The organism is Bacillus sp. FSL P2-0069, from assembly GCF_038593315.1.
GTDB classification, from domain to species: domain Bacteria; phylum Bacillota; class Bacilli; order Bacillales; family Bacillaceae; genus Bacillus; species Bacillus safensis.
Genome location: NZ_CP151984.1, coordinates 3,143,799 through 3,170,596 on the forward strand (window position 1 = coordinate 3,143,799; position 26,798 = coordinate 3,170,596).

Genomic DNA, 26,798 nt, shown 5'->3' on the forward strand with positions numbered 1-26,798 from the left:
AAGCTACGCCTCCCCATGTTTATTGTTCTACACCTGAACTTTATGGTCAATATGTCTTTTGACTCTATTTTACAATTTTATTTTGCAATGTTAGTGGCACGCGAATCATGATGAATGTCCCTAGACCTATTTTTGAGTCTATGGTCATTTTACCTTCCAGTAAGTCTACGCGTTCTTTCATGCCAAGTAAACCGAAGGATTTGTTTTTGTTTGTTTTCACATCTTTCATATCAAAGCCTTTTCCATCGTCTTTAATAATTAAGGTCACAAAGTCTTTCGTTACTTCTACTTTGACAGAGATTTCTTCAGCTTCAGAATGTTTTAATGAATTTGTGACAGCTTCTTGGGCTAGTCTAAACAGTGCTACTTCAAATTGAGAAGCAATTCTTTCGCTTTCTGTATCACCTAGGCATTGGAACGTAATTTTGGTTTTCCCATCATATTCTTCAATTGTGTTTAAGTATTTTCTCAGTGTCGGAATCAGACCCAAATCATCTAAAGCCATCGGTCTTAAATCATAAATGATTCTTCTCACTTCGTACAGTGCATTTCGCACATTCTGTCTGAGACTTCTAATTTCTTTAAAACCTTCTTCTGTACCGCGGTCTCTAAAAATCCGTTCAATTAATTCGGAACGCATCATCACGTTTGCCAGCATTTGAGCAGGGCCGTCATGAATTTCCCGAGACACTCTTTTGCGTTCTTCTTCTTGGGCTTCAATAATTCTCAGCCCAAAATCTTGTTTTGCCTGAGCATCTTCAAGTAAAACGCCAACCTGGCGTAAATCCTGGTTGAGATAGTTGAGAACAACTGTAATCTGACTCACAAGCGTTTCAGAACGTTCAATGACGTCTTGTAAGCTTAATAATCTTCTTTCCAGATCGTCTCTTCTTTCTCTCAGCTGCTTCTCGCGCTGCTGAATCATGGTGAGTTCCACTTGCAAGTTATGTGCTTTTTCGTAGGCCTCACGTATTTCTTCTTCGCTGAATTTGTTGAAGTTTCTGCTGACCTCAGATAAGCGGTTTCTAGCATGTCTTGTATGGACTTCCAGCTTATCCCCAAAATCAATTACTTCGTTTACTTGCTGTTTGATTTGCTTCAGCTCTTCTACTAGGCTTTCATATTGTTGACGGGACTGTTCGCCTATTCTAAATACTTCGTCCTTGCTGCCATCAACTGTACTTAGCATTTTCATGATGATTGAATCCAATAATTTCGGATCCATTTTGGGTGTTGTCATGGCTTTTCCCTCCCGTAACAGTGATGTCATCTTTTTTTATTATAAATGTCATTGATCTGCATTTTATGTCGAATTATAATGAAAGAATGCGTATAATCATGAAGTTTTTATGACGACCCTTTTTCCGCTCCTATCATCATAACAAAATACGCTGTAAAATTCTAAAACCAATGCAAATTTTCACTAGTCTTACAATTTGCTTGTCAGGAGGGTATGTCTTTTGCTGAATCGCTATCTTACAGTAAAAAGTCGTGGCGAGCATGAGATCGTCATTGAAAAATCACGTTTTATTTGTCATATACAGCGTGCTGTCTCAGAAGAAGAAGCACAAGCATTTATACAATCCATTAAAAAACAACATTGGAATGCCACACATAATTGTTCAGCCTATCTCATTGGTGAACATGACCTGATTCAAAAAGCGAATGATGATGGTGAACCAAGCGGTACAGCAGGTGTGCCAATGCTTGAAGTGCTAAAAAAACGGAAGCTGAAAGATACAGTCGTTGTGGTCACTCGTTATTTCGGCGGTATCAAGCTAGGTGCCGGTGGATTGATTCGTGCCTACGGAAAATCTGTATCAGAAGCTATCAACCATGTTGGAATGGTAGAGCGCTGTTTAATGCGTACAATGCACACAACAATAGATTATACATGGCTTGGAAAGGTAGAGAATGAGCTTAGAGCCTCATCTTTTCAGCTAAAAGAAATCCATTATGCAGAAGATGTTATTTTTGAGACATATGTCGAAGAAACACAAACAGAGCAGTTCATTGAGTGGATGACTGAGCTGACAAATGGAAAGAGTGTTACAAAAGAAGGCGAACTGATTTATTTAGAAAAGGACATTGGTCCGATAAAGGAGACAGATGAATGGCACAACGAGTAAAAGTGCGTGTACGAAAGAAAAAGAGTAAGAAGAAGAGAATTATCAAACGTATTCTGGTCTTATTTTTGCTTCTTATCATCTGCATGGGCGGATTTGCAGTATATAAAATCGTCAATACTCTTCAAGCTGCTGACAAAACATATGATGAACTAAACCGTGGAGAGAAATCAAATCTTCGTGATGCTGTCATTGATATTAAGAAAAAACCTTTCTCTGTATTATTTGTCGGAATTGAGGATTATGCCACAAAGGGTGATCATGGCCGTTCAGATTCACTCATTGTCGCAACGATTAACCCTCAAGACAAAACGATGAAAATGGTTAGTATTCCTCGTGACACACGCGTACAGCTTGCAAGTGATACAACAGGAAGTAAAGAAAAGATCAATGCAGCATTTGCTAAAGGTGGTAAAGATGAAACGATTGAAACTGTCGAACAATTCTTGCATATTCCGATTGATAAGTATGCAACCGTTGATTTTGACGGATTCAAGGATGTCATTGATGAAGTCGGCGGAATTGATATCGATGTTCCATTTGACTTCAATGAAAAAAGTGATGTTAAAAAATCGAAAAAGATTTACTTCAAAAAAGGCAATATGCATTTAAACGGGGAAGAAGCACTTGCTTACGCACGGATGAGAAAACAAGATCCACGCGGTGATTTCGGACGTAACGATCGTCAGAAACAAATTTTACGTGCAATGATTGATCAAATGGCGAAGCCAAATAACATTGCGAACGTCGATAACATTGCTAAAGAAGTCAGTGATCACATTACGACCAATTTCCGTATCACAGAAGGTCTTGCGCTTCAGCAAATCTACAGCGGATTTAAAGGAGACGACACAGAAACTCTTTCTATTAAGGGATCAGACCTTTATTTAGGGCCAAATCGCACGTATTACTTTGAGCCAGATCCGACCAATTTAGCTAACGTACAAAATGAATTACGGACGCATTTAAAGCTTCCTACTGAATCTTCAACTGAAACAGATTCACAAACCAATCCGTCCTCTGGTGAAACAGGGTCAACTGATACAACTAACTCATCGACCAGCACACCTGGACAATAATAAAAACAGCCCAGTTCCTAGGAACGGGCTGTTTTTTACTGTCTTTTGACCATTCGTTTATAAAATTTCGTAAATGGTTTAAACTCTTCATTCACCAAGCCTGTGACTTCTGCAATCACCTGCATGAACATGACCAGTAAAAAGATAATAATCAGTGATAACCAAATGGTGGCGCTTGTCAGCAAAATCGCACTTAAGCTAAAGACTAAACCAATCATATAAATCACGATAACAGCCATGCGATGTGACAAGCCAAAGGCCATCAGTCTATGATGAATATGAGACTTGTCAGGTGCTGAAATCGGCTGTTTGTTTAATATTCGTCTAATGATGGCAAAGGTGGTATCGAAAATTGGGACACCTAAGATGATCACTGGGACAACAACACTAAACAAAGTGACACTTTTGTACAGCCCTAATAGTGACAACACCGAAATCATATAGCCTAAAAAAAGCGAGCCGGTGTCACCCATAAAAATCTTCGCCGGATGAAAGTTGTAAAAGAGAAAGCCGATGGTACTGCCAATGACAACAAGTGATAAAGAAAGAATCAAAATTTTATCAGCTGAAAATGCCATCACGGCAATGGTTGATAAACCGATGACAGAAATACCGGCAGCCAGTCCATCAAGGCCGTCAATTAAATTAATGGCATTTGTAATTCCGACAATCCATAACACGGTTAGGGGATATGCCATCCAGCCTAACTCAATTCGATCTGTTAAGAAAGGAACAGAGAAAAAGTCCATTTTTAAGCCTGTGCTTACAATCAGGCAAGCAACAAGAACTTGTACGAGAAATTTAAATCTTGCACTTAAATTATATTTATCATCAAATATACCTAGAATGACGATAAGTACGGCACCAACTGAAATTGCTGTAATTTTATTATGTAGAAACAGCCCGCCTGCTAATGCTCCAGCCGCTACCCCAATAAAAATTGCCAAACCGCCCATTCGAGGCATTACTTTATCATGAACTTTTCGTTTATTCGGCTGGTCCACTGCACCAATCTTAATTGCAAACTTTTTGACGATTGGTGTCACAATTAAAACTGTAGCCAGAGAGACAAAAAACGCTAATAAGGCGCGTTCGTAATCCATAGGTCAGTCTCCTTCTAAATTGAAATCTGTATTTTGTATATTGGCCGCTCTTTCCATTATACAATTGAATAGAGGATGATCACAAGCTCCCCCTGTGAAGAAGAAACAAATAAAAACGCACAATCCCTGATGAATTATGCGTTTTCTTTAATATTCGTTAGTTCCACCATATTTGTGAACAGCGCGTGCCAATCTTTTTTCTTCGCACGGCTTTGTCTTAGATGTCTATAGGTCATGTCGTCTTTTTTGCTGATCACTTTTTGGCAGGCTTCTACGAAGAGCGCAGGATCCTCGCCTTCTAAATATTCATACACATCATTCTCTTTTAGCCTTTCCGTTGACGGAAGATTTAAACCAACAACCGGTATTCCTGCGGCTAAAAATTCATATAGCTTGAGCGGAAACACGGCTTGATTGTAAGGAGATTGTTTGTATGGCATCATGCCTACATCAATCAGCTTCATATACGCAGGCACTTCTTCTGGTGCAACAGCACCTGTCCAAATCACATTCGGCAGTTTAAGTGCATGCTGAAAAGACGGATCACCATTTGTTCCATCCGGACCGACAAATAAAAATGTCCAATCAGGCTGCATGCGGGCAGCTTCTGCTATCATGTCAAAATCCAGTTTCGGCTTGATGCCTCCAATAAAACCAAGAACAGTTCCTTCTCTACCTTGCAGCACATCCTCCTTACATGGAAGATTGCTTTTTGCAAACACATCGTACTCAACGCCATTTTCCACTGTAAACACATCTTTTGGTTCGCCCATAAGACGCTTTTTGATTTGATCGTGTAAGTATTGAGAAGAGCATGTAATGCTGTGTGCGTATTTGATGATTCGATTTTCTGCTTTCACAATGACACGCTGCCTCATATAAGAAAGCAAATTATTTTTGCCGCTTATCGGCTCTCCCCACAGGTCACTGCAGTCATAAACAATATGTTTCCATTCAAATAAAGAAGATAAGAGCGGAAAGCCCGGAAACGTATACCATAAGCAAACAGCGATTCCCTTCTTTTCTTCCTGCCGCAAATGCTCAAGAAGAGGGGACAATTTATGAATATAGAACATGTCTTGATATCGGCCAAAGCGGAAAAATTTGCTCTTGAGCACATCAGGAATGGTCAATTGCTTCATTCGATCGGTTATGGGCTGAAAGGGAGCTGTATGACGGGATGCAGATGGGCATACCCAGATGACCTCTTTCGTTTCTGGATCAGATGCTAGAAATTCCGCCAGTCGATGCCGTCTATACCTCAAGCCGTCCTGTCCCCATTCTCCCGTCGCTACGATAACATGTATGATCGAGTCTGCTTTCACCTTTATCACCTTTTTTCCCTTCTGTTTATAAGCGCTTCTTCACAGCATTTGTCGCATAGTGCATAAAACACCAAGATGCTTTGACAAAATGAAGCTGCTCAATTTCTCTGTAGACGAACCACGTTTTTTTCGCTGCTTTCCACTTGTTACTAGAGATCGAGTTTCCAACGATGCGGTATTCACTGAGCGGTTCACTCATTCCATAGGCTGTAAATCCTCTTTTTAATATGGACAGCCACGTAGCTAAATCCTGTCTTGTGCGGATGTTCGGCATTTCTACATGTCCTATCTTCTCTACATCAAGCATCACCGTTAAACAGCCGATAATGGTATTTTTCAAAGCTTCATCATAAGTTAATCTTGCTGGTGCAGTGACAGTTTTTTCTAAAGGTTCTCCATTTTCTGCAATGATGTCATACGCCGTGAATGTAAAGGCATAATCGTTTGTCAGCATAAAGTCTACCTGCTGTTCAAGCTTCGTCTCTTTCCACTTATCATCGCTATCTAAAAAAGCAATAAAGCGGCCTTTTGCCTGTTTGATGGCTGCGTTTCTAGCGATGGCGGCTCCCCCATTTTGCTCTAAATAAATGACGTGGATTCTGTCGTCTGCTTCACTTAAGTCCCCAAGCAGCTTCCTTGTTCCATCTGTTGAACAATCATCTGCGATGATCAGTTCCCAATTAGAATAGGTTTGGGCAAGGACGGAATGAACTGTATCCGTTAAATAGCGTTCCGCATTATAGGCCGGTGTAATGATTGATACTAACGGTTGATTGTTCACCTAAGACTCATCTCCAGTTCATCATTAAGATTCTTTGAACACTTCGGGTAAGACCACAAACATGAGCGAGATACTAAAGCCAATGACAAGTCCAAGCAGTGCCCGCTTTTTCGCTGACATGCCTTTATTGCCTTCATCAAGAACTTGAGCAGGATCAACAATCTTCGCCTGCTTCATTCCAAGCTTTGTAGACTCCAATTCATATAAAAATCGCTCTTTATCTACTTTGGAATCGTTGCTGACAGATTCGTCTTCTAGAGCAGATAATCTACTTTCAATCACCTGCTGCCTTTTTGTAAATAATGCTTTATCTTGCTTCAGAAATGTATCCGACACCTGCTTCACGACAGCTAAAGCATGATCCTTATCAGCATCTGTGAAGGACAGCTGTAATTGAGTATCTGATTGATTGGTGAGGATGAGGCGGCTTTTCACATCCTGCCTTTCTTCTTCTTTCACATCACTGAGTGCTTCATTTAAAAATGCATCGCTTTTTAATAGAGATGTCACTTCTGCGATATTGTTATACACTCCGTCATCATATTTACCAAGTGTAAGCGTAACGGCAGCTGTGTAACTAGACTGCTGCACTGTTCCTTTGGCAAAAAAGAATCCAAAAGCGCCTAATACGACTGGCAGAAGCACAAGCCATACAATATACTTTTTGATTCGCTTCCCTATTCTAGATATGAAACCAGACATGTTCATTCTCCCAACATTGACGTATTTGCTTTTTCATTAGTGTAGCCATACCAGCGCAGCATCACACCCGGTTTACCAAGCGCTGTTTGTTTTTCAACATATTCACCGCTGCGATCACGAGTCCTAAAAAGACCCAGTGGAAATATAAATTCGAGACAGAACTAGGACTGATACTTGAAACGAGAAAGCTCAGCATGGCAGCAAACAAACCTTCAATGATCATTTTTGCTGATCTTGTGTCAGCCCATTGGTATTGTTTATAGAGCGTGAACATGAGATAAGCGTAGACGGAGATATAGCCAAGCATGACCGCAAATCCAAAGTTCGTCATCACTTCCAGCAGCCAATTGTGCACTTCAACGACTTGATCTGTATCAAAGATCGAAAAGTGGGCTAAGTAGTAAGACACATTCCCCGCTCCGACACCAAACCCGTATGAATCCGTAAAGAAATGCCATGCATTTTTGATCAAATTCGCTCTCGCAATGTTGGATGGGAGTGGTTCACTAAAAGAATGCGCGACCTGAGAAGCGAGAAACAAGTCATAAAAGACTGAATAAATCTTGGCTGAAAAAACAGCGATACAGATAACACCAAGTCCGCCTGCTGTGATGAGTGACCACTTTTTGAGAAAGCGCGGCATGAGAAGCCACACATAGATGGCCACTCCTGCAAAAATGCCAAGCAGGCTCGCGCGGGATTCTGTTAACCAAATGAGATACAGTGCTGCGATGGCACCAAATAATCCAAATGCTTTGATATAACCATTTTTCATTTGCCGCATACACGCTAAATACAAGAAAAAGCTAATCGATAAAAACGTCGCAAAGTCATTTTGATTAAAAAAGACAGCTGTAGGATAGTGCTGTTTATACGCCGGCCCAAGATACAATGAAGTATTTGGTAAATGGTTCAAAGTAAAGTGATTATAAAACCCTATCCCCATGACAAATACAGTCATGACAAGCCAAATGCTATAAAAGGTGACCACTTGATCCATTCGCTGAATGTACATGACCACTAGAAAGACAAAACCCATCCCCATAGCAAGAAGGGACATATATTTAAGACCATCTGTCACCGAATGAGCCCACAGCAGTGAGATGAGCCCGTAAAGAAACCATGCAGCGAAAAAACCAAGAATGCCTTTTACACGAATCTGCTGCCACTGCGATATGTACGTTCCCTTATCTCTCATCCGCCATATAAATAAAGCAAAGGCGGCAATGAGCATGATACGGTAGAGAAAAAGACTAAAGAACCCGGCACTAATTGAAAAGAAAGCGTTGTTGAGAAAGGTCAATGCAATTAAAAGATATATGGCTGACATGAACACTTGCTCACCGTTCATGTATAGCTTCATCAACACGAGAAAAGCTGTCAGAACCAAAAGCAGGACCGGAATGGCGACGATCTTTTTTAACCCGGCGGGCTGCGCAGACGCCATTTGTACAAGTCCTAGCCCTGCTGCAAATAATATACAACCGATCATGATTTGCCATGCTGTTTGTTTCACACTCATACCCATTTTCCTCCTAAGCAACCCATCCGATTTGAGGGATTAAGCCTTGACTTCCTGTTTATAGTAGGAAATGGTACGAGCCAAACCTTCCTGTAAACTCACAACAGGCTCCCATGCTAAGACTTGTTTCGTTTCCTCATTTGCCAATGTACTATGCACGATATCTCCTGCACGCTGCGGCTTGTAAATCGGTTCAAGCTGTGATCTCGTTACCCGTTTCATCGTTTGAAACAGTTCATTCACAGTGATGGAATCACCACACGAAATATTTAAACAAACGTTTGATTGGGCTGTTAAAGCCGCAACATTCGCTGCCGCTAGATCACCCACATAGATAAAGTCTCTTGTTTGTTCCCCATCTCCAAAGATAAAAGGAGCCTCATCCTTTGCAAACTTATCAGAGAAAATAGAGACAACACCGCCTTCGCCAAGTGCATCTTGGCGCGGACCATATACATTGCTGTACCTGAGAATACAATAGTCTACATCATAGAGTGATTTTGCCATTTCTAAATACCGCTCTACTGTCAGTTTTGCTAAGCCATAAGGTGAACCAGGCTTCAGCCGGTGAGCGGTGTCTACTGGCAGATACACCGGGTCTCCATAGACAGCTGCCGATGAGGCAAAGATGACTTTTTCCACTCCTGCTTCAGCCGCAGCTTTCATGACGTGCAGAGATCCTTTTATATTGACCTCTTCGTCATATACGAAATCCTGAACGGAAACGGCTACACTTACTTGTGCTGCAAGATGAATGATATAATCCGGTGCGATTTGTTTGATCAAATCAATCGTCGCTGGCTTTGTGATATCTGCCTCCATGCATTGCACGGAAAGATGAGCAATATTTTCTCGAGATCCAGTTGAAAAGTTATCAAGAACGATGGGCTCATAGCCTTTTTCTAGTAAAGCCTCTACCGTATGTGATCCAATAAATCCGCTTCCCCCAGTAACCAATACTTTCTTCATCCAAGCTCCCCCTGTTATTGTGCCTTCGATACCAATTCTGCTTCCCATACACTCGGGCGGCCGATAGACTGGTAAATAAATCCTCTCTCTTTCATTTCTGCTGGATCAAACAAATTCCTTCCATCAATTACAATCGGTGAACGAAGCAGCTGCTTGATCTGGTCTTTATCCATCTTCTGTACGTCATCCCATTCTGTTAGGATGAGACAGGCATCCGTATCTTTTACTGTTTCATACAGATCATTGCCGAAGATCGCCTGCGGGCCAAGCTCACGTTCAGCTTCTACATAAGCAATCGGATCATAGGCTTTCACAAAAGCCCCCAGCTCTCTCAGCATTGGGATAATATCTAGTGCAGGCGCTGAACGCATATCATTCGTATTCGGTTTAAAGGCGAGGCCTAAGACAGAAATGGTTTTTCCTTTAATATCACCGAACACACTCATCAATTTGCTGACAAGGTGGGCTCTTTGGTTGTTGTTCGTTTCAATGACAGATTCGATCAGTTTGAACCGGTACCCGGATGTTTCGGCAATTTTGAGAAGAGCCATCGTGTCTTTCGGGAAACAAGAACCTCCAAATCCAATGCCTGCTTTTAAAAATTTATGCCCGATTCGGCTGTCTAATCCAACTCCTTCACTGACTTTTTCAACGTCAGCGCCTACCCTTTCGCAAATATTTGCAATGTCATTAATAAATGAGATTTTTGTGGCAAGCATGGCATTTGCAGCATACTTAATCATTTCAGCACTTTCTAAGTTGGTCTCTACAACCTCTGTTTGAAACGGATCATGCAGTCTTTTGATGATGCTAGAGGCATGAGTGCTGGTCGAACCAATGACTGCCCGCTCCATGTTCATCGTGTCTTGAATCGCAGAGCCTTCTCGGAGAAACTCTGGATTGGATACGACGTCAAAAGGATATTTGCTGCGCGATGCCTTTTCCACAATGGCTTGAACGAGACGGCCTGTTCCAACGGGAACTGTGCTTTTATTGACGATGATTTTATAGCCATTCATGTGTTCACCGATCGTTTGAGCGACAGCCTTCACATACGTTAAATCTGCTTCCCCCTGTGGTGTCATCGGTGTCCCTACGGCAATATAGATAATCTCTGATTCCCTAATAGCTGCAGGAATATTCGTTGTAAAAAACAGTCTTCCTTCTTCTGTATTCTTTTCAATCAATTCCTTTAAACCTGGTTCATAAATGGGAACGACACCACTTTTTAAGCTGTTGATTTTTGATTCATCAATGTCACAGCAGATGACACGATTTCCGATATCAGCAAAACAAGTACCCGATACTAACCCGACATAACCTGTTCCAATCACAGCAATTTTCTTCAACATTTTTCATCCTCTCAGTAAAAGCATATTGTCCGTTCCAAGCTGTTTATCTATCTATCATTCTTTGCACATTTCATCTTATTTAAACGATAGATGTTGATTGATTGAGCACCTTCTCATATTGCTGAATGAGATGCTTCGCATTATGTTCTGATGAATATTCTGTATGAACTATTTCATGAAGAACGTTCTTCACTTCTTCATTCCAGCTGTTTTCATAAAGGCAGGCGTGAATCGCCTCTTTCAGCTGACGCGTCGAACGCGGTTCAACGAGCAGGTGTTGATAGGTTGAAAATAAGGATGGGAGACCACCAATCCTTGTTGCAATGACAGGTACCTTTAAAGCGAGCGCTTCTAGAACGACGGTTGGCATTCCTTCACTGTAGGAAGGGAGTGCAAACAGATCAGCTGCCATTAAGTAGTCTCTCACCTGCTCATTCGGCACCTGGCCTGGGAGTATAATAGATGCTCCCGCCCGTTCGGTGAGCTCCTTTGCAAGGGGGCCTTTTCCAACAAAGACTGCTTTCACTCCATCCATGCTGCTGACAGCATCAGCTAATTCAAGCAAGCCCTTCTCTTTCACTAAACGCCCGACGAAAACAACGAGCTTATCTTGAAGCGGTAAACCTAAGTGCTTTCTGATGCCTTCTTGACCTTCTTCCGTTCTGGAAAATGATCGGAGCGGAATACCAAGCGGAAGCCATTTTGCTTCTACCTTCGTCATCTCATTTGTCTTTTTAGCCAGCTCCTCACTCACTGTCAGAACAGCAGATGCCTGCCTCACCGCCGTTTCAAAGGCTGCCTTCGCCCCTTTGCTATAGTTCGGATATACGTTCACATCACTGCCGTGCAAGGTCAGAAGATAAGGGATTTTCGTTTCTTTCTGAATAACAGCCGCCGCTCCGCCAGACGGCATGGCAAAGTGCGCATGGATAAAATCTGGTGACAGCTGATGACGCTGCATTGCTCTGAGAACGGAAGCCGCTATTCGTTTACTCGGCTGCGCCCATTTCAGCTGTCCTGGGAGCGCTGGATAAGGCGGTCTGTAAACCGTCACTCCGCTTCTCACTTCCTGTTCAGGCAGATCCCTTTTCTGCCGATAGGATGCCTTCAGCATCCGTAAAACCGGCGGATTCACTGGATTTGGGCAAATGACAGTCACTTCTATTCCTTGTTTGAGCAGCTCCTGCACTTGCGTTTCATGAAACACGCCCTCACTCGGATGTTTTTCACTAGGATATACACTTGTCAGCCATAGCACCTTCATGACGAACGACCTCTTCTCAATAATTTGCCTGCAGCCTGCGGATACATTTTGATGAGCAGCAAGCCATACAATGCAGCACTGACACAAACAGTCAGTAGTAATTGAAGTGAAATATCTGCTGTCGTCAGCTTCATCCCTTGATGTAAAGCTACCGCACAGACAGCCATGAGCAGCGTCATGACAGCAGGTTTTCCAAGTGATTTTAAATACACCTTCATATCAAGCTGAATGACATATGCCATGAGCCATCTGCCGACAATAAAGTTGAGCAGGCTGACACCTGAGTAGATCCAAGCTACTGTGAGCAGACTGCCTGTAGTGACACCTGCATATAATGCGCAGCCATATACGATAAGCATCCCCGTATCCCAATAAAAGGCTAAGTCCGCTCTCCCTTTTGCAAGAAGTATTGAACCGTTTGGATTCATCAGCACACGCAGCAGGCCGACAATGCACAATATATTTAGAACCGGAACCGCTACTAGCCATTTCTCTCCAAACACGACTTCAATAAAGCTGTCTGATACGGCAGCAAGGCCGATTAATAATGGAAAACTAACCAATGCGAGCATATTCGTCATACTTAGGAAGCCCTCTCGCAGCATGGAGTGATCCCGCTGACTTTTTGCGAAAACTGGGAAAGCCACTCTCGTCACAATCGGATTTATCTTCAGCACGGGTATTGTTACAATTTGATACGCCAAGCTGTAAATACCTAACGCTTCCGCTCCAAGAAACCGGCCGATTAAAATCATGTCGATATTCGATCCTGCTCGGTTGACCAGTCTGGATGCGAGCTGGAATGCACCGAATGAGAAAAATTCCTTCACCTCTCCTAATGCAAAAACAGGTGCTGGACGCCACTTCTTCCAATAAGCCGCTGCATACATGAGACCTTTTCCTGATTGCAGCAGCACTTGAGAAATGACATAGGCGATAATCGGATTCATGAAGAAGGCGAAAACGAGTAAAACGAGCAGCGATATGATGGTTGCAATGGTTTCAATGGTGCTTAATGTTTTAAAGGCTAAGTCTTTTTGCATCATATACTGGTACTGCTGGCCAATCGGTGCGATCAGAAACATGATCGATAATAGCTTGAGCAGACCTTCTAGCTCTGGCCGGTTATAAAAAGCGGCTATCATTGGGCTTAGCAGAATGAGCAGACAAAACAAGATAATCCCTGTGAGCAGGTTAATCCAATATAATGTAGATAATTGACGTTCTGTCGTTTGTTCCTTTTGAATGATCGCTGCCCCAATTCCTAGATCAAGCAAAATCTGCGTAAATATTGTGACAGTTGTGATCATGCCAACAAGTCCAAACTCCTTGAGTGACATCACGTTCCCTAAAAAGGCGAACTGTGCGATTTGGATAATGGTGATGATCAATGCGGACAAGCTTGTCCATTTTGCCCCGCCTAGCATGCGTTTTTTCATACTTGCCATTTCTCTTCCCTACTTTACTTATCTGGCTCCGTCACCAGTCATGATGACTTTTAACGTTTTTACCATAATCTTCGTGTCGAGAGAAAATGTCAAGTTTTGAATATACTGTAAGTCGTGTGTTAATTTTTCACTTGGACTCATTTCATATCCGCCATTTACTTGAGCAAGACCTGTCAGCCCCGGCTTTACTGCCAATCTTTTTGTGAAGCCTGGAATCGTCCGATTAAATTCTGCGGTAAACATCGGTCTTTCTGGACGAGGGCCTACGATACTCATTTCTCCTTTTAACACGTTGATAAATTGCGGAAGTTCATCAATTCTTGTTTTACGGATGAATGCCCCCACTTTGGTGATACGCGGGTCATTTTTTTGCGCCCATTTCGCTCCTCCGCTTTCTGCGTCAATTCTCATCGATCTGAGCTTCCATAATTTAAAGTAAACACCGTCTTTCCCGACCCTTTCCTGCATATAAAAGGCTGGTCCTGGTGTTTCCAGCTTAATCAAAAGAGCAAACAGCAAAATGATTGGCGTACTCAACATCAATCCGATGAACGAGAACATTAAATCTATGAAACGTTTTGCAAATAAATAACGAACCATATGTTCTGTTAAGGCAAAAGAGTGATTTCGTCTCACTTCATATTCTCTGTAAAGATTCATCGCTTTCTCTGCACTCACTGACCTGCACCTCACCATTCAAAGTAGTTGTTGTGTAAAGAGATGTTCTATGAAAGTCAGTTTAGCAGAGCAACATTAAGCAAATGTAAATGCGCTGTTAAGTCTTGTAAAACTGTGTTAAGAATGTGCACTTATATCAAATTATGCCCTTTTGAACGTAAAAAAGACCCGCAATTCTGCGGGTCTCCGGGTCTTTTCTTTATTTTGCTTTTACAGTTTCGATCGTTTTCAATCGAAGTGTTCCGTTTGCATCTTTTGTATAGGTTACTTTCACTTTTGATTCTTCTTTTAAGCTGTTCACTTGTTTAGAAAATGTATTTCCGAATTGAATAGCTACTTCTTTTCCGTCAATGTTGACAGCAATTGTATGTCCATCAGCCAAACCGACATATGTGCCTTCTTTGGTGATTTCATTTTTCTTACTAGTCGTTGATTCTTTCTTTGTTTTAGAGTCACCTTTTGAGTCAGCTTTTGATTGGTCTTTAGCAGGTTCTTCTTTTGTAATTTCTTTGCTTGAGCTGTCTTTTGCCTCTTCATCAGATTGACTTGCCGGCTCTTCTTTTTGAGCAGCTGTTTCTTTACTTTGATCATCTGCTTTTTCATTTGATGATTGATCTTCTGATTTTTCGTCCGCAGCCTTATCTTTGTTTTGATCGGCTGCTTCAGTTGTTTCTTTTTTGCTGTCATCCTTTTTGTTATCGCTTGATTGATTTGTTGTGCCGCACGCTGTGAGCAATACTCCTAGAAGCAATACTAGAAACGGCATTGTGATTAATTTTTTCAAGATCGTCACCTCTTCATGATTTGTCGGTTTGCTGTCGTTTGAAGATTTATGTGTAAACCATTCACCTTCTATGTTTCAATTATAACAAACATAACCAAAAATGAAATGTATTTTTAACTTGACACATCATTCATGATTCATTTTACGTCAAAGTAGTTGGACACACCCGTTGCAATTCCAGAAGCCAGCCGATCCTTTGCAGCGGTAGATTTTAAAATACTCGCATCGATTGGACTTGTTACAAAGCCGGTTTCTAGCAAAATACTCGGCATTCTAGAATATTTGATGACGTAGAACCCTGCTGTTTTCACTCCGCGATCTTTTGTTCCAAGGGCACTGACCATTCGGGGCTGCACCTGTTGTGCCAGCTTGACACTATGAGCAGCCGCATATGTTGTATCATAATACGTCTCTGTTCCATTCGCACCGCTGTTATCATTTGCGTTGGCGTGGATACTGATAAATATATCAGCACTTGCCTGCGCTCCTTTACTGACACGTGTCTGCAAGGAGTCAAATGTATCAGAAGTTCTTGACATGACAGTAAGGGCACCCGCTTGGTGAAGTCTCGACCGCAGCTTTAATGCTACTTCTAAATTGATGTTCTTTTCAAGCAGCCCATTCCCTATCGCTCCAGCATCCTGCGCACCATGACCTGGATCAATAAAAATTGTTTCGCCTAACACCGCATTTTTCAACTGTGTGATGACATTTGATTGAATGGTTGATGTTCCGCCTACCACAGAAAATGCTGACATCTGTTTGACTCCAATGACTTTTCTGATAGCATCCGGCACCGTTTGTGCATCTGTGAGAAGAAGGGTTTGTCCCTGTTTCGCTGCTATACTTGCCGCAGCGGCTGCATCTGCATAGGCATACCCATGACTCATAAATATTTGGCTTGTCTTCATTGGATACGTTTTAGCAATTTGGGCAGCCACCTCATACCGATTGGCTCCGCTTATTCTGACTGGTGAGGGAAGCTTTTGAAAAGCAGTTTTATTGACACTTGCTTCTCCGCCGATCACAATGGTCCGCTTGACTGCTTTGTTTTTTAATAGATTGGCTGTTTCCTCGCGCAGTCCTTTCGCATCTGTTAATAAAATGGGATAGCCTTGTTTGGCAGCGTACGGAGCAATCGCGACAGCATCAGCATAAGCAGAACCATTCACGACGACAGCCGCACTAGCACTCTTCATGTGCTTAGCCACATTTGCCGCCAATTCATAGCGGTTCTTTCCTTGAATACGGGATACAGATAGATTCATCGCTTTTAACTGCTTCACGACTTTTTCAGAAATACTTGCAGTCCCGCCAAGAATCGTTACACGCTTCGTTTTCAGCTGCTGCAACCCTGTCTTTACAGCACCTGAAAGACTGCCAGCATTCGTTAACAGGACTGGGGCCCCTTGCTGATAGGCATAAGGCACAGCACTCAGGGCATCTGCATAAGCATCACCGCCCACAAGCACAACGGCAGGCGCTTCCTGCCAGCCCCTTTTCGCGGCATTTACCGCTACCTCATATCGATTGCTTCCTTCTATCCTCGATACAGTGTGCTGGGCAAAAACGGATGGTGTATATAAACATAGTGAAACAGCAATCAGTAACATACATTTGATATCAAAACGCATGAAGTCAACCTCCTTGGTTTGAACCCTTCACCCAGGATGCTTCATGGACTTTTGAAAAAAGGCTGCCGAGTACGTTCTCGAGCAGCCTATCTGAGGCACCCCTCAGTTTTGTGTTTTCTTATCTAAAATAACCTGACACACCGCTTGAAATGCCTGACGCTAATCGATCTTTATACGTAGCAGATTTCAAGATGTTTGAATCAACTGGACTGGAAACAAAACCAGTTTCTAAAAGAACGCTCGGCATCTTAGAATATTTAATGACGTAGAAGCCAGCTGTTTTCACACCACGGTCTCTTGTACCTAGTGCGCTGACCATTTTAGGCTGGATGTTTTGCGCCAGCTTCAGGCTGTTTGCAGCCGCATAGGTTTTGTCATAATACGTTTCTGTTCCATTTGCACTGCTGTTATCATTTGAGTTCGCATGGACACTGATAAAGATATCTGCATTCGCTGAGGCACCTTTGCTCACTCGTGTTTGAAGACTATCAAATGTGTCTGATGTTCTTGACATGGTCACAAGTGCACCAGCGTTGTTTAATTTCGTATTTAAACGCTTTGCTACATCTAAATTCAAATTCTTTTCATATAATCCGTATCCTACAGCTCCTGAATCATGCGCACCATGACCTGGATCAATGAATACTTTTTTCCCAACAGCCGGATTTTTCAGCTGGTTCACAACAGTTGGTGTCACTGTATTTGTACTGCCTACGACAGTAAATTTGGTGATTTTCTTACTGCTCACTGTTGCTCTCGTTACTTTTGGCAGCGTCTTTTCATTCGTTAGAAGCAATGCTTTGTTTTGCTTCGCTGCAATGCCTGCAGCAGAAGATGAAGTGGCGTAACCAAATCCTCTTCCTACATAGGTATTATTGACACTCATATTGTACTTTTTCACAATATTTGCCGCGACATCATAACGAGTCGAGCCTTTGATCCGCGTTGGTGATTTCAATTGGTTATAAGCTGCTTTTGTGACGTAATTCTCTCCGCCGACTACAATGGTTTGTTTCACATTGCTTGCTTTTGCAACAGAAGCGATTTCAGAACGAAGTCCCTTTTTATCTGTATATAGAATTGGGAATCCTTTTTGAGCTGCTACAGGTGCAATCGCAATCCCATGTGCATAGAAAGAACCCTCAACGACAACGACGCCTGCTGGCTTTTTCATTTTTTTCGCGATATTGGCAGATAGCTCATATCGGTTTTTTCCTGAAATACGCTGTGTGGAGATGCCCATTTTCTTCACTTGGTTGACCACATTGTTTGACACACTTGATGTGCTGCCTAAAACGATCACCGTCTTTGTTTTTAATGAAGTTAAGGCTTTTTTTGTATCACCCGAAAGGCTTTTACTGTTTGTGTAAAGAACTGGTCCATTTTTTTGGTATGCAAGTGGAATTCCTGCTGTTGCATCTGCATACGCAGTTTTCCCTACTAAAACGACTGTACTTGCAGTTCCCCATCCTTTTTTCGCTACGTTTGCCGCTACAGCATATCTGCTCCCGCCATCAATTCTTGAGACTGAATTGTCTGCCAATGCTGTTGGAACGATAACGAAAATGGCGATGAGGCTGAGGATGGCTGTTTTCATCAATGAGCGCATCTTCTATGTCCTCCTTTTACCTTTTAATAGTTTGTTAGTTTTGTACCTGGATAGTAGAACGAGAGTATGGAAGAATACGAGTTTCCAGATTCAGCTCTCGCTTTGGCTCCGTATTGGCTCATACCAATGCCGTGGCCATACCCTTTTCCTGAAATCGTGAAGTCATTTGTATTGTTTTTGACTGACGCAAACGTGCTTTTCACCTTTGTTGCGCCCATGACTGATCGAAACTCGGTCATCTTCATACTTGCCGTTGTGCTTTTGTTTACCGAATATGTGCCTGTTTTGTTTTTCAGATGGTATGTCAGTTTGATCGATACCGTCTTCGCACGCTGGCCTTTTGTTTTCCCTGAGAACGTCAGGCTTGAGATCGATGCGATTTTCATATCAGATGCAGCAGTTTCTTTGTTTTTGAGCAGCCATGATTTCAGGCCGGCAAGGTCAGCTGCATTTGTCTCTTTTGCTTTAGACCACTCAGATGCTGCTGTGCTGGCAGTCAATGTCGTGCCCAGCTGTTTCTTAGAAAGTTTCAGTGTCCATGGATTGACTGGATCTTTTGGATCCTTTTTGGCCACTAAGTATGGCAGTGCATTTCCCCATACTTCTTCACTCGCCTCTGTATAACCGCCATTGCTAGAGTAATAGGTTGCTGAAATAAGCTGATTGTTGTATTTCAGAACCTTTCCTTTTGTGGCATCGACAGCTTTTGTCGAATTTGTGTACCAGTTATATCCTCCATATACTTGGAAGGCTGTTGTATCAGGGACGACTTTTCCAATACTTTTCACCGAATACGTTCTAGCGGCAACTGCCTGTGCTTTTAACGCTTCAACATTCCAGCTTGCAGGCATTTCATTTGGCACTACACCTTTTAAATAGTCTTCAAATGGAATATTTTCGAGAGTCGGCCTGATATACCCTGATTCAATTGCAAAGTTTACGCTGCCTAAATACGGCTTTCCTGCAATTTGAAGGACATTTTTTGTTGAATATTTCTCAGGAACAACTCTTACTGTGTTATACGTCTTTATGCCTTTTAATGAAATTTTTCCGTTAGAAATATTCAATTGGTAGTTTTGATTTTTTTTCAGATAGACTTGTTTGGCTAATGAGTTTTTCAAGCTATCTTTAATTGCACTTGTGCTGCCAGCAAGATGATAAGCATATGTACCTTTTTCCTTCAGCAGTGCTTTTAAAGACGCTGTGACAGAATCGGGTTTCACATACACAACCGTACTGTTAGATTTTGCAGCCAATTGCGACAGCGGCATCGCATAAATATAGCTAGAGGCTTTTGCCAAATAAACTTTATCTGCATTAATATTTAATTTCTTTATAATATTCACAGATAATTCATAACGATTGGCCCCGCTGATTCTTGTCACCTGTGAGGTTTTTTTGATTTGATTTTCAACTTTTTGTCCAGTACTTTTCGTACTGCCGATGATGATCACTTTACTTGGCATTCTATAAGACGGAATGGAATCTTTTTTTGTTAACAGGATAGGGTATCCCTTTCTCGATGCGTAGGATGCAATGGCAATCCCATTCATAAATGAGTTCCCGCCGACAACGACAGCTTGCTTATAGTTACCCATTTCTTTTGCGATTTTTTGGGAGATTTCAAACTTATCTTTTCCACTAATACGTCTGACTTTGCCATACTTTTTAATAGACTTCTCAGCAGCTGTTGAAATGCTTTTCGTATTTCCGACAATCAGAATGTTATCCGGCTTCATTTTCTTCAGCTGGTTTTCTGTTGTTTTCGTCAGTTTTTCAATATTCGTATACAAAATAGGTGCGCCCAGTTTGTATGCTAACGGCGATACAGAAATTGCATGATCAAATGCATCACGACTGACAATGACAACAGTTGATGGGTTTTTCCAGCCAGCAGAAGCGATGCTGTTGGCTACTTCGTATCTATTTTTGCCGTCATATCTTTTTGTCACAGCAACATTTGATCCTGATAGCTTGTATTCCCCAGTTGTTGAGATATCCATACTTGTTTTGTTTCCGATATAATTAGACAATTTCACTGAAATTGCCGAGCTTGCCATGGCAGACTGAAAGGGTGCAACTAGTAGAGTCAGTATCATGAGAACGATTAGTGTAACGCCTGTTTTCTTCAATTTTGTTCATCCCGCCCATCTTTTTTACTTCTGTTTTTCAATCTTCTGGATTTCCTTTTGACCACTGTCATTAATAAAGTAAGAGATTTCTACTGTGTCTCCTGGTTTAAATTCATTTAACACATCTTTAAAATTATCCGTAAATTCATAGCTTAGGGTCGTATTCACTTTTTTCACTTCGACTGTATGTGCATCAGCCATTCCAATAAATTCAGCTTTCTCTTCCAGTACCTGAGGAGTTGAACTGCTTGTCTTGTTTTCTCCTGAGGACTGCTCGGCCGTTCCACATGCTGTGAGCACGATACCTAGTAGCAGTATTAAGAACGGTAAAACGACGATTTTCTTCATTTTTTTCACCTCATGTCTTTGTATCGTCTTATAAGTTATTATTTTAAGGTAAATTTAAGGTTTTTTGAAACCTTTTTTTTGTTACAACGTCTATATCTAGGTTCAGAGTAAAAAAATAACTTGTTTATCAAGATTCGTAAACCTATAATCATGGAAGAATCATAGAAAAGGTGAGGGACATTATGAGAGCTGAAAGAAAAAGAAAGAAGAAAAAGGTTCTTTGGATTGTTTTATCGATTATTGGCTTATTCGTATTAGCAACTGGCGGATACGCATATCATCTTTGGAACACAGCAGCATCGACCGTCGCAGGCATTCAAGAAAATTTAAAGAAGTCAGATAAGCGTGACAAAGATGTCGATTTAAGTAAGAAAGACCCGATTTCTATTTTAGTCATGGGTGTCGATGAACGAAAAAATGACCGAGGCCGTGCAGATACATTAATATACATGACAGTAAATCCGAAAACAAAAACGACCGAGATGGTGAGCATCCCGCGTGATACGTATACGAAGATTGTCGGAAAAGGCACAATGGATAAAATCAACCACTCCTATGCATTTGGCGGTACACAAATGGCAGCAGATACTGTAGAGGAACTGCTTGATGTACCTGTTGATTACTTCGTTAAAGTCAATATGGAAAGCTTCAAGGATATTGTTGATACACTTGGCGGTATTACAGTAAATAGCACGTTTGCATTTAGCTATGACGGCCATTCATTTGGTACAGGAGAAATTAACCTGAATGGCGATCAAGCCCTTGCCTACACAAGAATGAGAAAGCAAGATCCAAAGGGTGACTTCGGACGTCAGCAAAGACAGCGCCAGGTCATTGAAGGCATCATTGCAAAAGGTGCCAACATTTCATCTATTACGAAATTCGGCGATATGTTCAAAGTCGTGGAAAATAATATGAAGACAAACATGTCATTTGACGATATGTGGATGATGATGAATGATTATCGTGATGCAAGACAGCATGTGGAGCAGCACGAGCTGAAAGGATCAGGCACACGTATCAATAACATTTATTACTACCAGCTTGATGACAACAGTCTTGCGAATGTGAAGAAGGAATTGAAGGAAAGTTTGGAGCAGTAAAAAAGAAGACTACAGAAATGTAGTCTTCTTTTTTTATGATTGAAATGGAACTGGTTTTTCTTCACTTAATCCAAAACGATGGAGAAGCTCTTCGACAATTCGTTTTGACGCTTGTCCATCACCATATGGATTAGACGCCTTCGACATGTTGTCGTACTCTTTCTGATCGACTAACAGCTGTTTTGCCATGTTGTAAATGGTCTCTTCATCTGTACCAGCGAGCTTCAGCGTGCCAGCTTTCACACCTTCAGGGCGTTCTGTTGTATCGCGCAGAACTAATACTGGCTTCCCTAGAGAAGGCGCCTCCTCTTGGACACCCCCAGAATCCGTTAATATAAAGTGTGAGGCAGCAGCGAAGTTATGGAAATCAACGACTTCAAGCGGCTCAATTAAGTGCACACGATCAAGATCACTGAATTCTGTTTGAGCCGCATCACGAACAGCAGGGTTTAAATGTACAGGATATACAACCTGAACATCTTCAAACTCTTCTACAATACGTCTAATCGCTCTAAACATGTTTTTCATCGGCTGGCCGAGATTTTCTCTGCGATGAGCCGTTAACAAAATCATTTTATCTGTGCCTATTTTCTCTAAAATAGGGTGTTGATACTGCTCTGTAACCGTTGTTTGCAACGCATCAATCGCAGTATTCCCCGTCACACAAATCGTCTCTTCTTTTTTATTTTCAATTAAAAGATTCTGCTTTGCCTCATTTGTAGGAGCAAAATGAATATCGGCAATCGTACCTGTCATTTGTCGGTTCAATTCCTCAGGGAACGGCGAGTATTTATTGTGTGTTCTTAAACCCGCTTCAACGTGACCGACTGAAATTTGGTGGTAGAATGCGGCCAAGCTTCCTGCAAAGGTTGTTGTTGTGTCTCCATGAACAAGGACAATATCAGGTTTTTCCTCTTGAAATAGTTGATCTAGTTTCAAGAGTGCATTTGATGTGATTTCAGATAATGTCTGACGCTGCTTCATGATGTTTAAATCATGATCTGGCGTAATAGAAAAAGCCTCAAGGACTTGATCAAGCATTTCTCTATGCTGAGCTGTTACAGTAACAATCGAATTTATCTGTGGATGTTTATTCAGTTCAAGGACAAGTGGTGCCATTTTGATTGCTTCAGGTCTAGTACCGAAAATAGTCATTACATTTAGTTTTTTCACTTGTTTATGCCTCTTTCCTAGTATAGTACTTTCAATTATACACAATTGGGAGGATAAAATTAATGATATAAAAAAAGAAATTTACATTGAATTAACGTTAAATTTCTCTTTCCTTTACATTTAACATATAAAATATGAATTATCTAAAAGTCATTTTAGTGAAATCATTTGTCTTTCCTATGATTTGTAAGTTACACTTTAAACAGACGACCAAGAACAAACATTGAAATATGAAATCGGTTATCTATGTAAGGAAGGTGCAAAGTTCATTGAAAAAAGTACGTAAAGCCATTATACCAGCTGCAGGTCTTGGGACACGTTTCCTCCCTGCAACAAAAGCGATGCCTAAAGAAATGCTCCCAATCGTTGATAAACCAACCATTCAATATATTATTGAAGAAGCTGTTGAATCAGGAATTGAAGATATTATTATCGTCACCGGAAAAGGAAAAAGAGCCATTGAGGATCATTTTGATTTTGCACCAGAGTTAGAGCGCAACCTTGAGGAAAAAGGAAAGAGCGAGCTTTTAGAAAAAGTGAGAAAATCCTCTAACATTGCTGACATTCATTACATACGTCAAAAAGAGCCGAAAGGACTTGGACACGCCGTTTGGTGTGCACGCAACTTTATTGGTGATGAGCCTTTTGCTGTTTTATTAGGTGATGACATTGTGCAAGCCGAAACGCCTGGGCTTCGCCAGCTGATGGATGAATACGAAAAAACCCTTTCATCTGTCATCGGTGTTCAGCAAGTAGCAGACAGCGATACGCATCGCTACGGGATCATTGATCCTCTTACACAAGAAGGACGCCGCTACCAAGTCAAAAACTTTGTTGAAAAGCCGCCGCAAGGAACAGCACCATCGAACCTAGCCATCTTAGGGCGCTACATTTTCACGCCAGAGATCTTTATGTACCTCGATCAGCAAGAGATTGGTGCAGGCGGAGAAATTCAACTGACAGATGCCATTCAAAAGCTGAATGACATCCAGCGCGTCTTCGCCTATGATTTCGAAGGAAAACGATACGATGTCGGCGAGAAGCAAGGCTTCATTGAAACGACGCTTGAGTTTGCTCTTCAGGATGAAGAATTGAAAAAGAAACTCATTCCATTTATGAAACAGCTTCTCGAAAAGGAAGAAGTGAATTAAAAAAAGCTGCCGGCATCGGCAGCTTTTTTATTTAATGACTGAAATAGTCAGTGTATGCTGTTCATTATCAATGACAAACAGGTTGTTTTCGCCCTTCACTGCGAATTTTGTTCGTTTCTCATTCATCCAGACATTTTGTTCTGTCAGCCCAAGTGTGGAAGGAGAGATTGGCATAATGCCGCGAAACACAATCGTGTTTGCATGACCATTTTGAATGACATAGTCGGTTTTCTCTGTGGTCAATCGCTCAATCGTATCTCCTTGGTCATTTTTCACTGAACTCAGCGTTTGCATTCTCTGTTTCAGCACAGATTCTTCTTTTCCAAGGAAAGAAAGTAAATACTCATACGAACCTGCCGATGCAGGCGATACATAGGAATTAAACTGTCCTGGTCCAATGGATAATGACTTTAAATCCTCTGCATTTTGAAGCGCATCGGGTTTGACAAAATACGTTTCTGACGCTGTTTTAATTTGAACGGTTTGTTTATTTTCAGCCACAGCCTGTACTTCTAGTCCAAATGGCAAAGTGACATCGGCCTTTTTTTTCATGGCTTGGTCTTTGTAAACCGTAAGTGGATCTGCCGTGACTATCAGCTGTTGATCCACCTTTTTCATATCAGGTGCTCCTTTGGTCTGCGGGTTCTTCGACTGAGGCGCTTCTGTCTTATCTGATGGGATTGCGCCAAATGTCGCCAATGTACGAAGCGGGCGATCTGAAAACATCGATAAGGCTAGCAATAGCGTTAAGACCGCTAAAACTGTCACTTGAAATGCGGGGCCAAACAATGAACGCCGTTTGCCGTTCTCTTGATAACGAGACACCTTTTCTGTCTTCTGTACGCCTTTGCGGCCTTCTTTATGTTTCAATTGATATTCTTTTTTCTCTTTCTTGGAAAGCTTGTTAAACCAGTCAACAAACTCCTTATATTCCTTCACGACCTTTTTCGTATCATCAAACATACGAAGCTCACCATAATGCATCCAAGCCACCCGATCACAGATTTTTTGGATTTGGCTAATGGAGTGACTGACAAAAAAGATCGTCTTTCCTTGTTCCTTGAATTCTGTAATGCGGTCCACACATTTTTGATAGAAGGTTTGGTCTCCAACAGACAGTGCTTCATCAATAATCAGGATATCTGGATCGATATGCGCTGAAATGGCAAAGCCGAGGCGTGATTTCATTCCGCTTGAATAGCTCTTAACCGGCTGGTCAATAAAGTCACCAATATCCGCAAACTCTATGATTTTTTCATAAAGCTCGTCTATCTCTTTATTCGTCAGCCCCATCATTAAGCACTTTAAACGAATGTTGTCTTTTCCGCTTAATTGGTTGTTCAGCCCTGCAGCAATGGCAATTAACGAAGGCTGGCCGTCCATATCAATTTCACCACTTGTCGGTGGAATGATTTTCGCTAGAAGGTTCGACATTGTCGATTTTCCAGACCCGTTAATCCCTACAAAACCAATTGTCTCGCCTTCATAGACATCAAAGGACACATCACGGACAGCAAAAAAACCTTTTTCATTTTTATTAGGAAAAAACAGCCCTTTAATCTTATCTGACTGCTTTTTATATAGGACGTATTGCTTGGATACGTTTCGAAACGAAACCTTTAGTTTCATCGTATAATCTCCTTACTTTTTAAAGAAAATCGACAAATTTATCCCTAAATTTCATATGAAGCAATGAACCGACTGTTAAAAGAAGAAGCGTGATCAGCCAAAAATAAAGTGTATATTTGACATCATGGAAGAACCATTCTCCCTTTAACAAACTATTTCTAAAACCATCAATAATGTAGAAAAGAGGATTCAGTCTTAAAATATCTCCAATCCACGCCTTATCTCCAGTAAGTTTCTCTGAAATATTCCAAAAAATCGGCAGCAAAAAGAAAAGTAATCGTGTCACGGATTGTAAAAGAAATTGATAGTCTCTCACGAGTACACTAATCGTGGAATTAAACAAACTAAACGAAAACATAAACGCGATCATACAAATAAGATAGTATATATATTGCAGCCAATGCGCGTCAGGGTAGATGCCATAGGAAATCAGCACAATCAGATAGACACCCATCATAACAAAGTAGCTGAACAAGTTGGACATAATCACCACAGACGGCAGCGCACTAATCGGAAAATTCATTTTCGATACCATATTAATGCGTTTAAACACACTGTTTGATCCATCAAGAATGGTCGGACTAATGAAAAACCACGGGATTAATCCGGCAAGCATCCAGATGATAAATGGAATCTCCACACCGCCAATGACAATTGGCTGTCCTCCGCGAATGCCCATACCAAAAACAAACCAGTAAGCCAGCATTTGAATCAATGGATTTAAAAACTGCCATAAAACACCTAAATAATTCATCTGATATTTTGATTTTGTTTCATAAACAGCAAGTCGCATAATCAGCGGAAATGAGCTGATTTGCTCCTTTAGTATCGTCAACATTGCGTTCATTCTAATCTTCCTTAGATATAAGTTTTTGGGATTACTTTT

General features: G+C 41.4%; 23 protein-coding genes. 4 read left to right on the plus strand and 19 right to left on the minus strand.

Annotated elements, in window-relative coordinates; translation table 11 throughout:
• Window positions 1–64: 64 nt before the first annotated feature.
• Window positions 65–1,240: a sensor histidine kinase gene (locus NSQ34_RS16180; protein ID WP_003213166.1), complete on the minus strand. Its 1,176-nt coding sequence runs from the start codon at window positions 1,238–1,240 to the stop codon at window positions 65–67.
• Between the two features lie 220 nt (window positions 1,241–1,460).
• On the opposite strand from NSQ34_RS16180, the gene NSQ34_RS16185 reads away from it, so the two are divergent.
• A complete protein-coding gene (locus NSQ34_RS16185; protein WP_012011434.1) occupies window positions 1,461–2,129 on the plus strand; it encodes a YigZ family protein in 669 nt (222 codons plus the stop codon).
• Entirely contained in the window at window positions 2,114–3,205 is a 1,092-nt protein-coding gene (locus tag NSQ34_RS16190; protein WP_024423626.1) for an LCP family protein, read from the plus strand. The genes NSQ34_RS16185 and NSQ34_RS16190 overlap by 16 nt, the downstream gene beginning before the upstream one ends.
• A 35-nt stretch (window positions 3,206–3,240) precedes the next feature.
• On the opposite strand, the gene NSQ34_RS16195 is transcribed toward NSQ34_RS16190, so the two are convergent.
• The 15 genes from NSQ34_RS16195 to NSQ34_RS16265 all read right to left on the minus strand — a co-directional run bounded on the left by NSQ34_RS16195 (window position 3,241) and on the right by NSQ34_RS16265 (window position 20,856).
• Window positions 3,241–4,308, minus strand: a complete 1,068-nt coding sequence (locus tag NSQ34_RS16195) for an MraY family glycosyltransferase (protein WP_024423627.1) — start codon at window positions 4,306–4,308, stop codon at window positions 3,241–3,243.
• 134 nt (window positions 4,309–4,442) lie between these two features.
• Window positions 4,443–5,639, minus strand: a complete 1,197-nt coding sequence (locus tag NSQ34_RS16200; RefSeq protein WP_041108506.1) for a glycosyltransferase — start codon at window positions 5,637–5,639, stop codon at window positions 4,443–4,445.
• A gap of 19 nt (window positions 5,640–5,658) precedes the next feature.
• The gene (locus NSQ34_RS16205; RefSeq protein WP_024423629.1) at window positions 5,659–6,414 is read right to left on the minus strand and encodes a glycosyltransferase family 2 protein; all 756 of its coding nucleotides are present in this window, start codon (window positions 6,412–6,414) and stop codon (window positions 5,659–5,661) included.
• A gap of 24 nt (window positions 6,415–6,438) precedes the next feature.
• On the minus strand, window positions 6,439–7,116 hold the full coding sequence (locus NSQ34_RS16210; RefSeq protein ID WP_024426261.1) for a hypothetical protein: 678 nt from the start codon (window positions 7,114–7,116) through the stop codon (window positions 6,439–6,441).
• Between the two features lie 61 nt (window positions 7,117–7,177).
• A complete protein-coding gene (locus NSQ34_RS16215) occupies window positions 7,178–8,638 on the minus strand; it encodes an O-antigen ligase family protein (protein WP_268456207.1) in 1,461 nt (486 codons plus the stop codon).
• 39 nt (window positions 8,639–8,677) lie between these two features.
• Window positions 8,678–9,607: an NAD-dependent epimerase/dehydratase family protein gene (locus NSQ34_RS16220; protein WP_098677692.1), complete on the minus strand. Its 930-nt coding sequence runs from the start codon at window positions 9,605–9,607 to the stop codon at window positions 8,678–8,680.
• 14 nt (window positions 9,608–9,621) lie between these two features.
• Window positions 9,622–10,959, minus strand: a complete 1,338-nt coding sequence (locus tag NSQ34_RS16225) for a UDP-glucose/GDP-mannose dehydrogenase family protein (protein ID WP_176967171.1) — start codon at window positions 10,957–10,959, stop codon at window positions 9,622–9,624.
• Between the two features lie 79 nt (window positions 10,960–11,038).
• The gene (locus tag NSQ34_RS16230; protein WP_176967170.1) at window positions 11,039–12,223 is read right to left on the minus strand and encodes a glycosyltransferase; all 1,185 of its coding nucleotides are present in this window, start codon (window positions 12,221–12,223) and stop codon (window positions 11,039–11,041) included.
• Complete coding sequence (locus NSQ34_RS16235) at window positions 12,220–13,671, minus strand: MOP flippase family protein (protein WP_081124908.1); 1,452 nt, start codon at window positions 13,669–13,671, stop codon at window positions 12,220–12,222. Before NSQ34_RS16235 ends, NSQ34_RS16230 begins: the two co-directional genes overlap by 4 nt.
• Before the next feature lie 18 nt (window positions 13,672–13,689).
• Complete coding sequence (locus NSQ34_RS16240; protein ID WP_024423636.1) at window positions 13,690–14,349, minus strand: exopolysaccharide biosynthesis polyprenyl glycosylphosphotransferase; 660 nt, start codon at window positions 14,347–14,349, stop codon at window positions 13,690–13,692.
• A 199-nt stretch (window positions 14,350–14,548) separates the two neighbouring features.
• Complete coding sequence (locus tag NSQ34_RS16245; RefSeq protein WP_240491048.1) at window positions 14,549–15,142, minus strand: hypothetical protein; 594 nt, start codon at window positions 15,140–15,142, stop codon at window positions 14,549–14,551.
• Window positions 15,143–15,270: 128 nt separating this feature from the next.
• Window positions 15,271–16,767 (minus strand): cell wall-binding repeat-containing protein, encoded by a 1,497-nt coding sequence (locus NSQ34_RS16250; protein WP_268456208.1) that lies wholly within the window; start codon window positions 16,765–16,767, stop codon window positions 15,271–15,273.
• A gap of 118 nt (window positions 16,768–16,885) precedes the next feature.
• On the minus strand, window positions 16,886–18,376 hold the full coding sequence (locus tag NSQ34_RS16255; RefSeq protein ID WP_034281124.1) for an N-acetylmuramoyl-L-alanine amidase: 1,491 nt from the start codon (window positions 18,374–18,376) through the stop codon (window positions 16,886–16,888).
• A 23-nt stretch (window positions 18,377–18,399) separates the two neighbouring features.
• Window positions 18,400–20,508 carry a SpoIID/LytB domain-containing protein gene (locus NSQ34_RS16260; protein WP_034281125.1) on the minus strand — a complete coding sequence of 703 codons (2,109 nt, stop codon included), beginning with the start codon at window positions 20,506–20,508 and terminating at the stop codon, window positions 18,400–18,402.
• Between the two features lie 24 nt (window positions 20,509–20,532).
• Window positions 20,533–20,856, minus strand: a complete 324-nt coding sequence (locus NSQ34_RS16265) for a hypothetical protein (protein WP_024423640.1) — start codon at window positions 20,854–20,856, stop codon at window positions 20,533–20,535.
• A gap of 182 nt (window positions 20,857–21,038) precedes the next feature.
• On the opposite strand from NSQ34_RS16265, the gene NSQ34_RS16270 reads away from it, so the two are divergent.
• Window positions 21,039–21,959, plus strand: a complete 921-nt coding sequence (locus NSQ34_RS16270) for a LytR family transcriptional regulator (RefSeq protein WP_070326081.1) — start codon at window positions 21,039–21,041, stop codon at window positions 21,957–21,959.
• Between the two features lie 33 nt (window positions 21,960–21,992).
• On the opposite strand, the gene wecB is transcribed toward NSQ34_RS16270, so the two are convergent.
• Window positions 21,993–23,132 (minus strand): UDP-N-acetylglucosamine 2-epimerase (non-hydrolyzing), encoded by a 1,140-nt coding sequence (gene wecB / locus NSQ34_RS16275; protein WP_039181859.1) that lies wholly within the window; start codon window positions 23,130–23,132, stop codon window positions 21,993–21,995.
• Between the two features lie 269 nt (window positions 23,133–23,401).
• Here wecB and galU point away from each other — a divergent pair, with 269 nt between their 5' ends.
• The gene (gene galU, locus NSQ34_RS16280) at window positions 23,402–24,283 is read left to right on the plus strand and encodes a UTP--glucose-1-phosphate uridylyltransferase GalU (protein WP_008343198.1); all 882 of its coding nucleotides are present in this window, start codon (window positions 23,402–23,404) and stop codon (window positions 24,281–24,283) included.
• Window positions 24,284–24,310: 27 nt separating this feature from the next.
• Here the strand turns inward: galU and tagH are convergent, their stop codons facing one another.
• Both tagH and NSQ34_RS16290 read right to left on the minus strand, forming a co-directional pair.
• Window positions 24,311–25,912, minus strand: coding sequence for a teichoic acids export ABC transporter ATP-binding subunit TagH (gene tagH / locus NSQ34_RS16285; RefSeq protein ID WP_176967168.1), 1,602 nt, complete (start codon window positions 25,910–25,912; stop codon window positions 24,311–24,313).
• Between the two features lie 19 nt (window positions 25,913–25,931).
• Window positions 25,932–26,759, minus strand: a complete 828-nt coding sequence (locus tag NSQ34_RS16290) for an ABC transporter permease (RefSeq protein ID WP_041108051.1) — start codon at window positions 26,757–26,759, stop codon at window positions 25,932–25,934.
• Window positions 26,760–26,798: the final 39 nt, after the last annotated feature.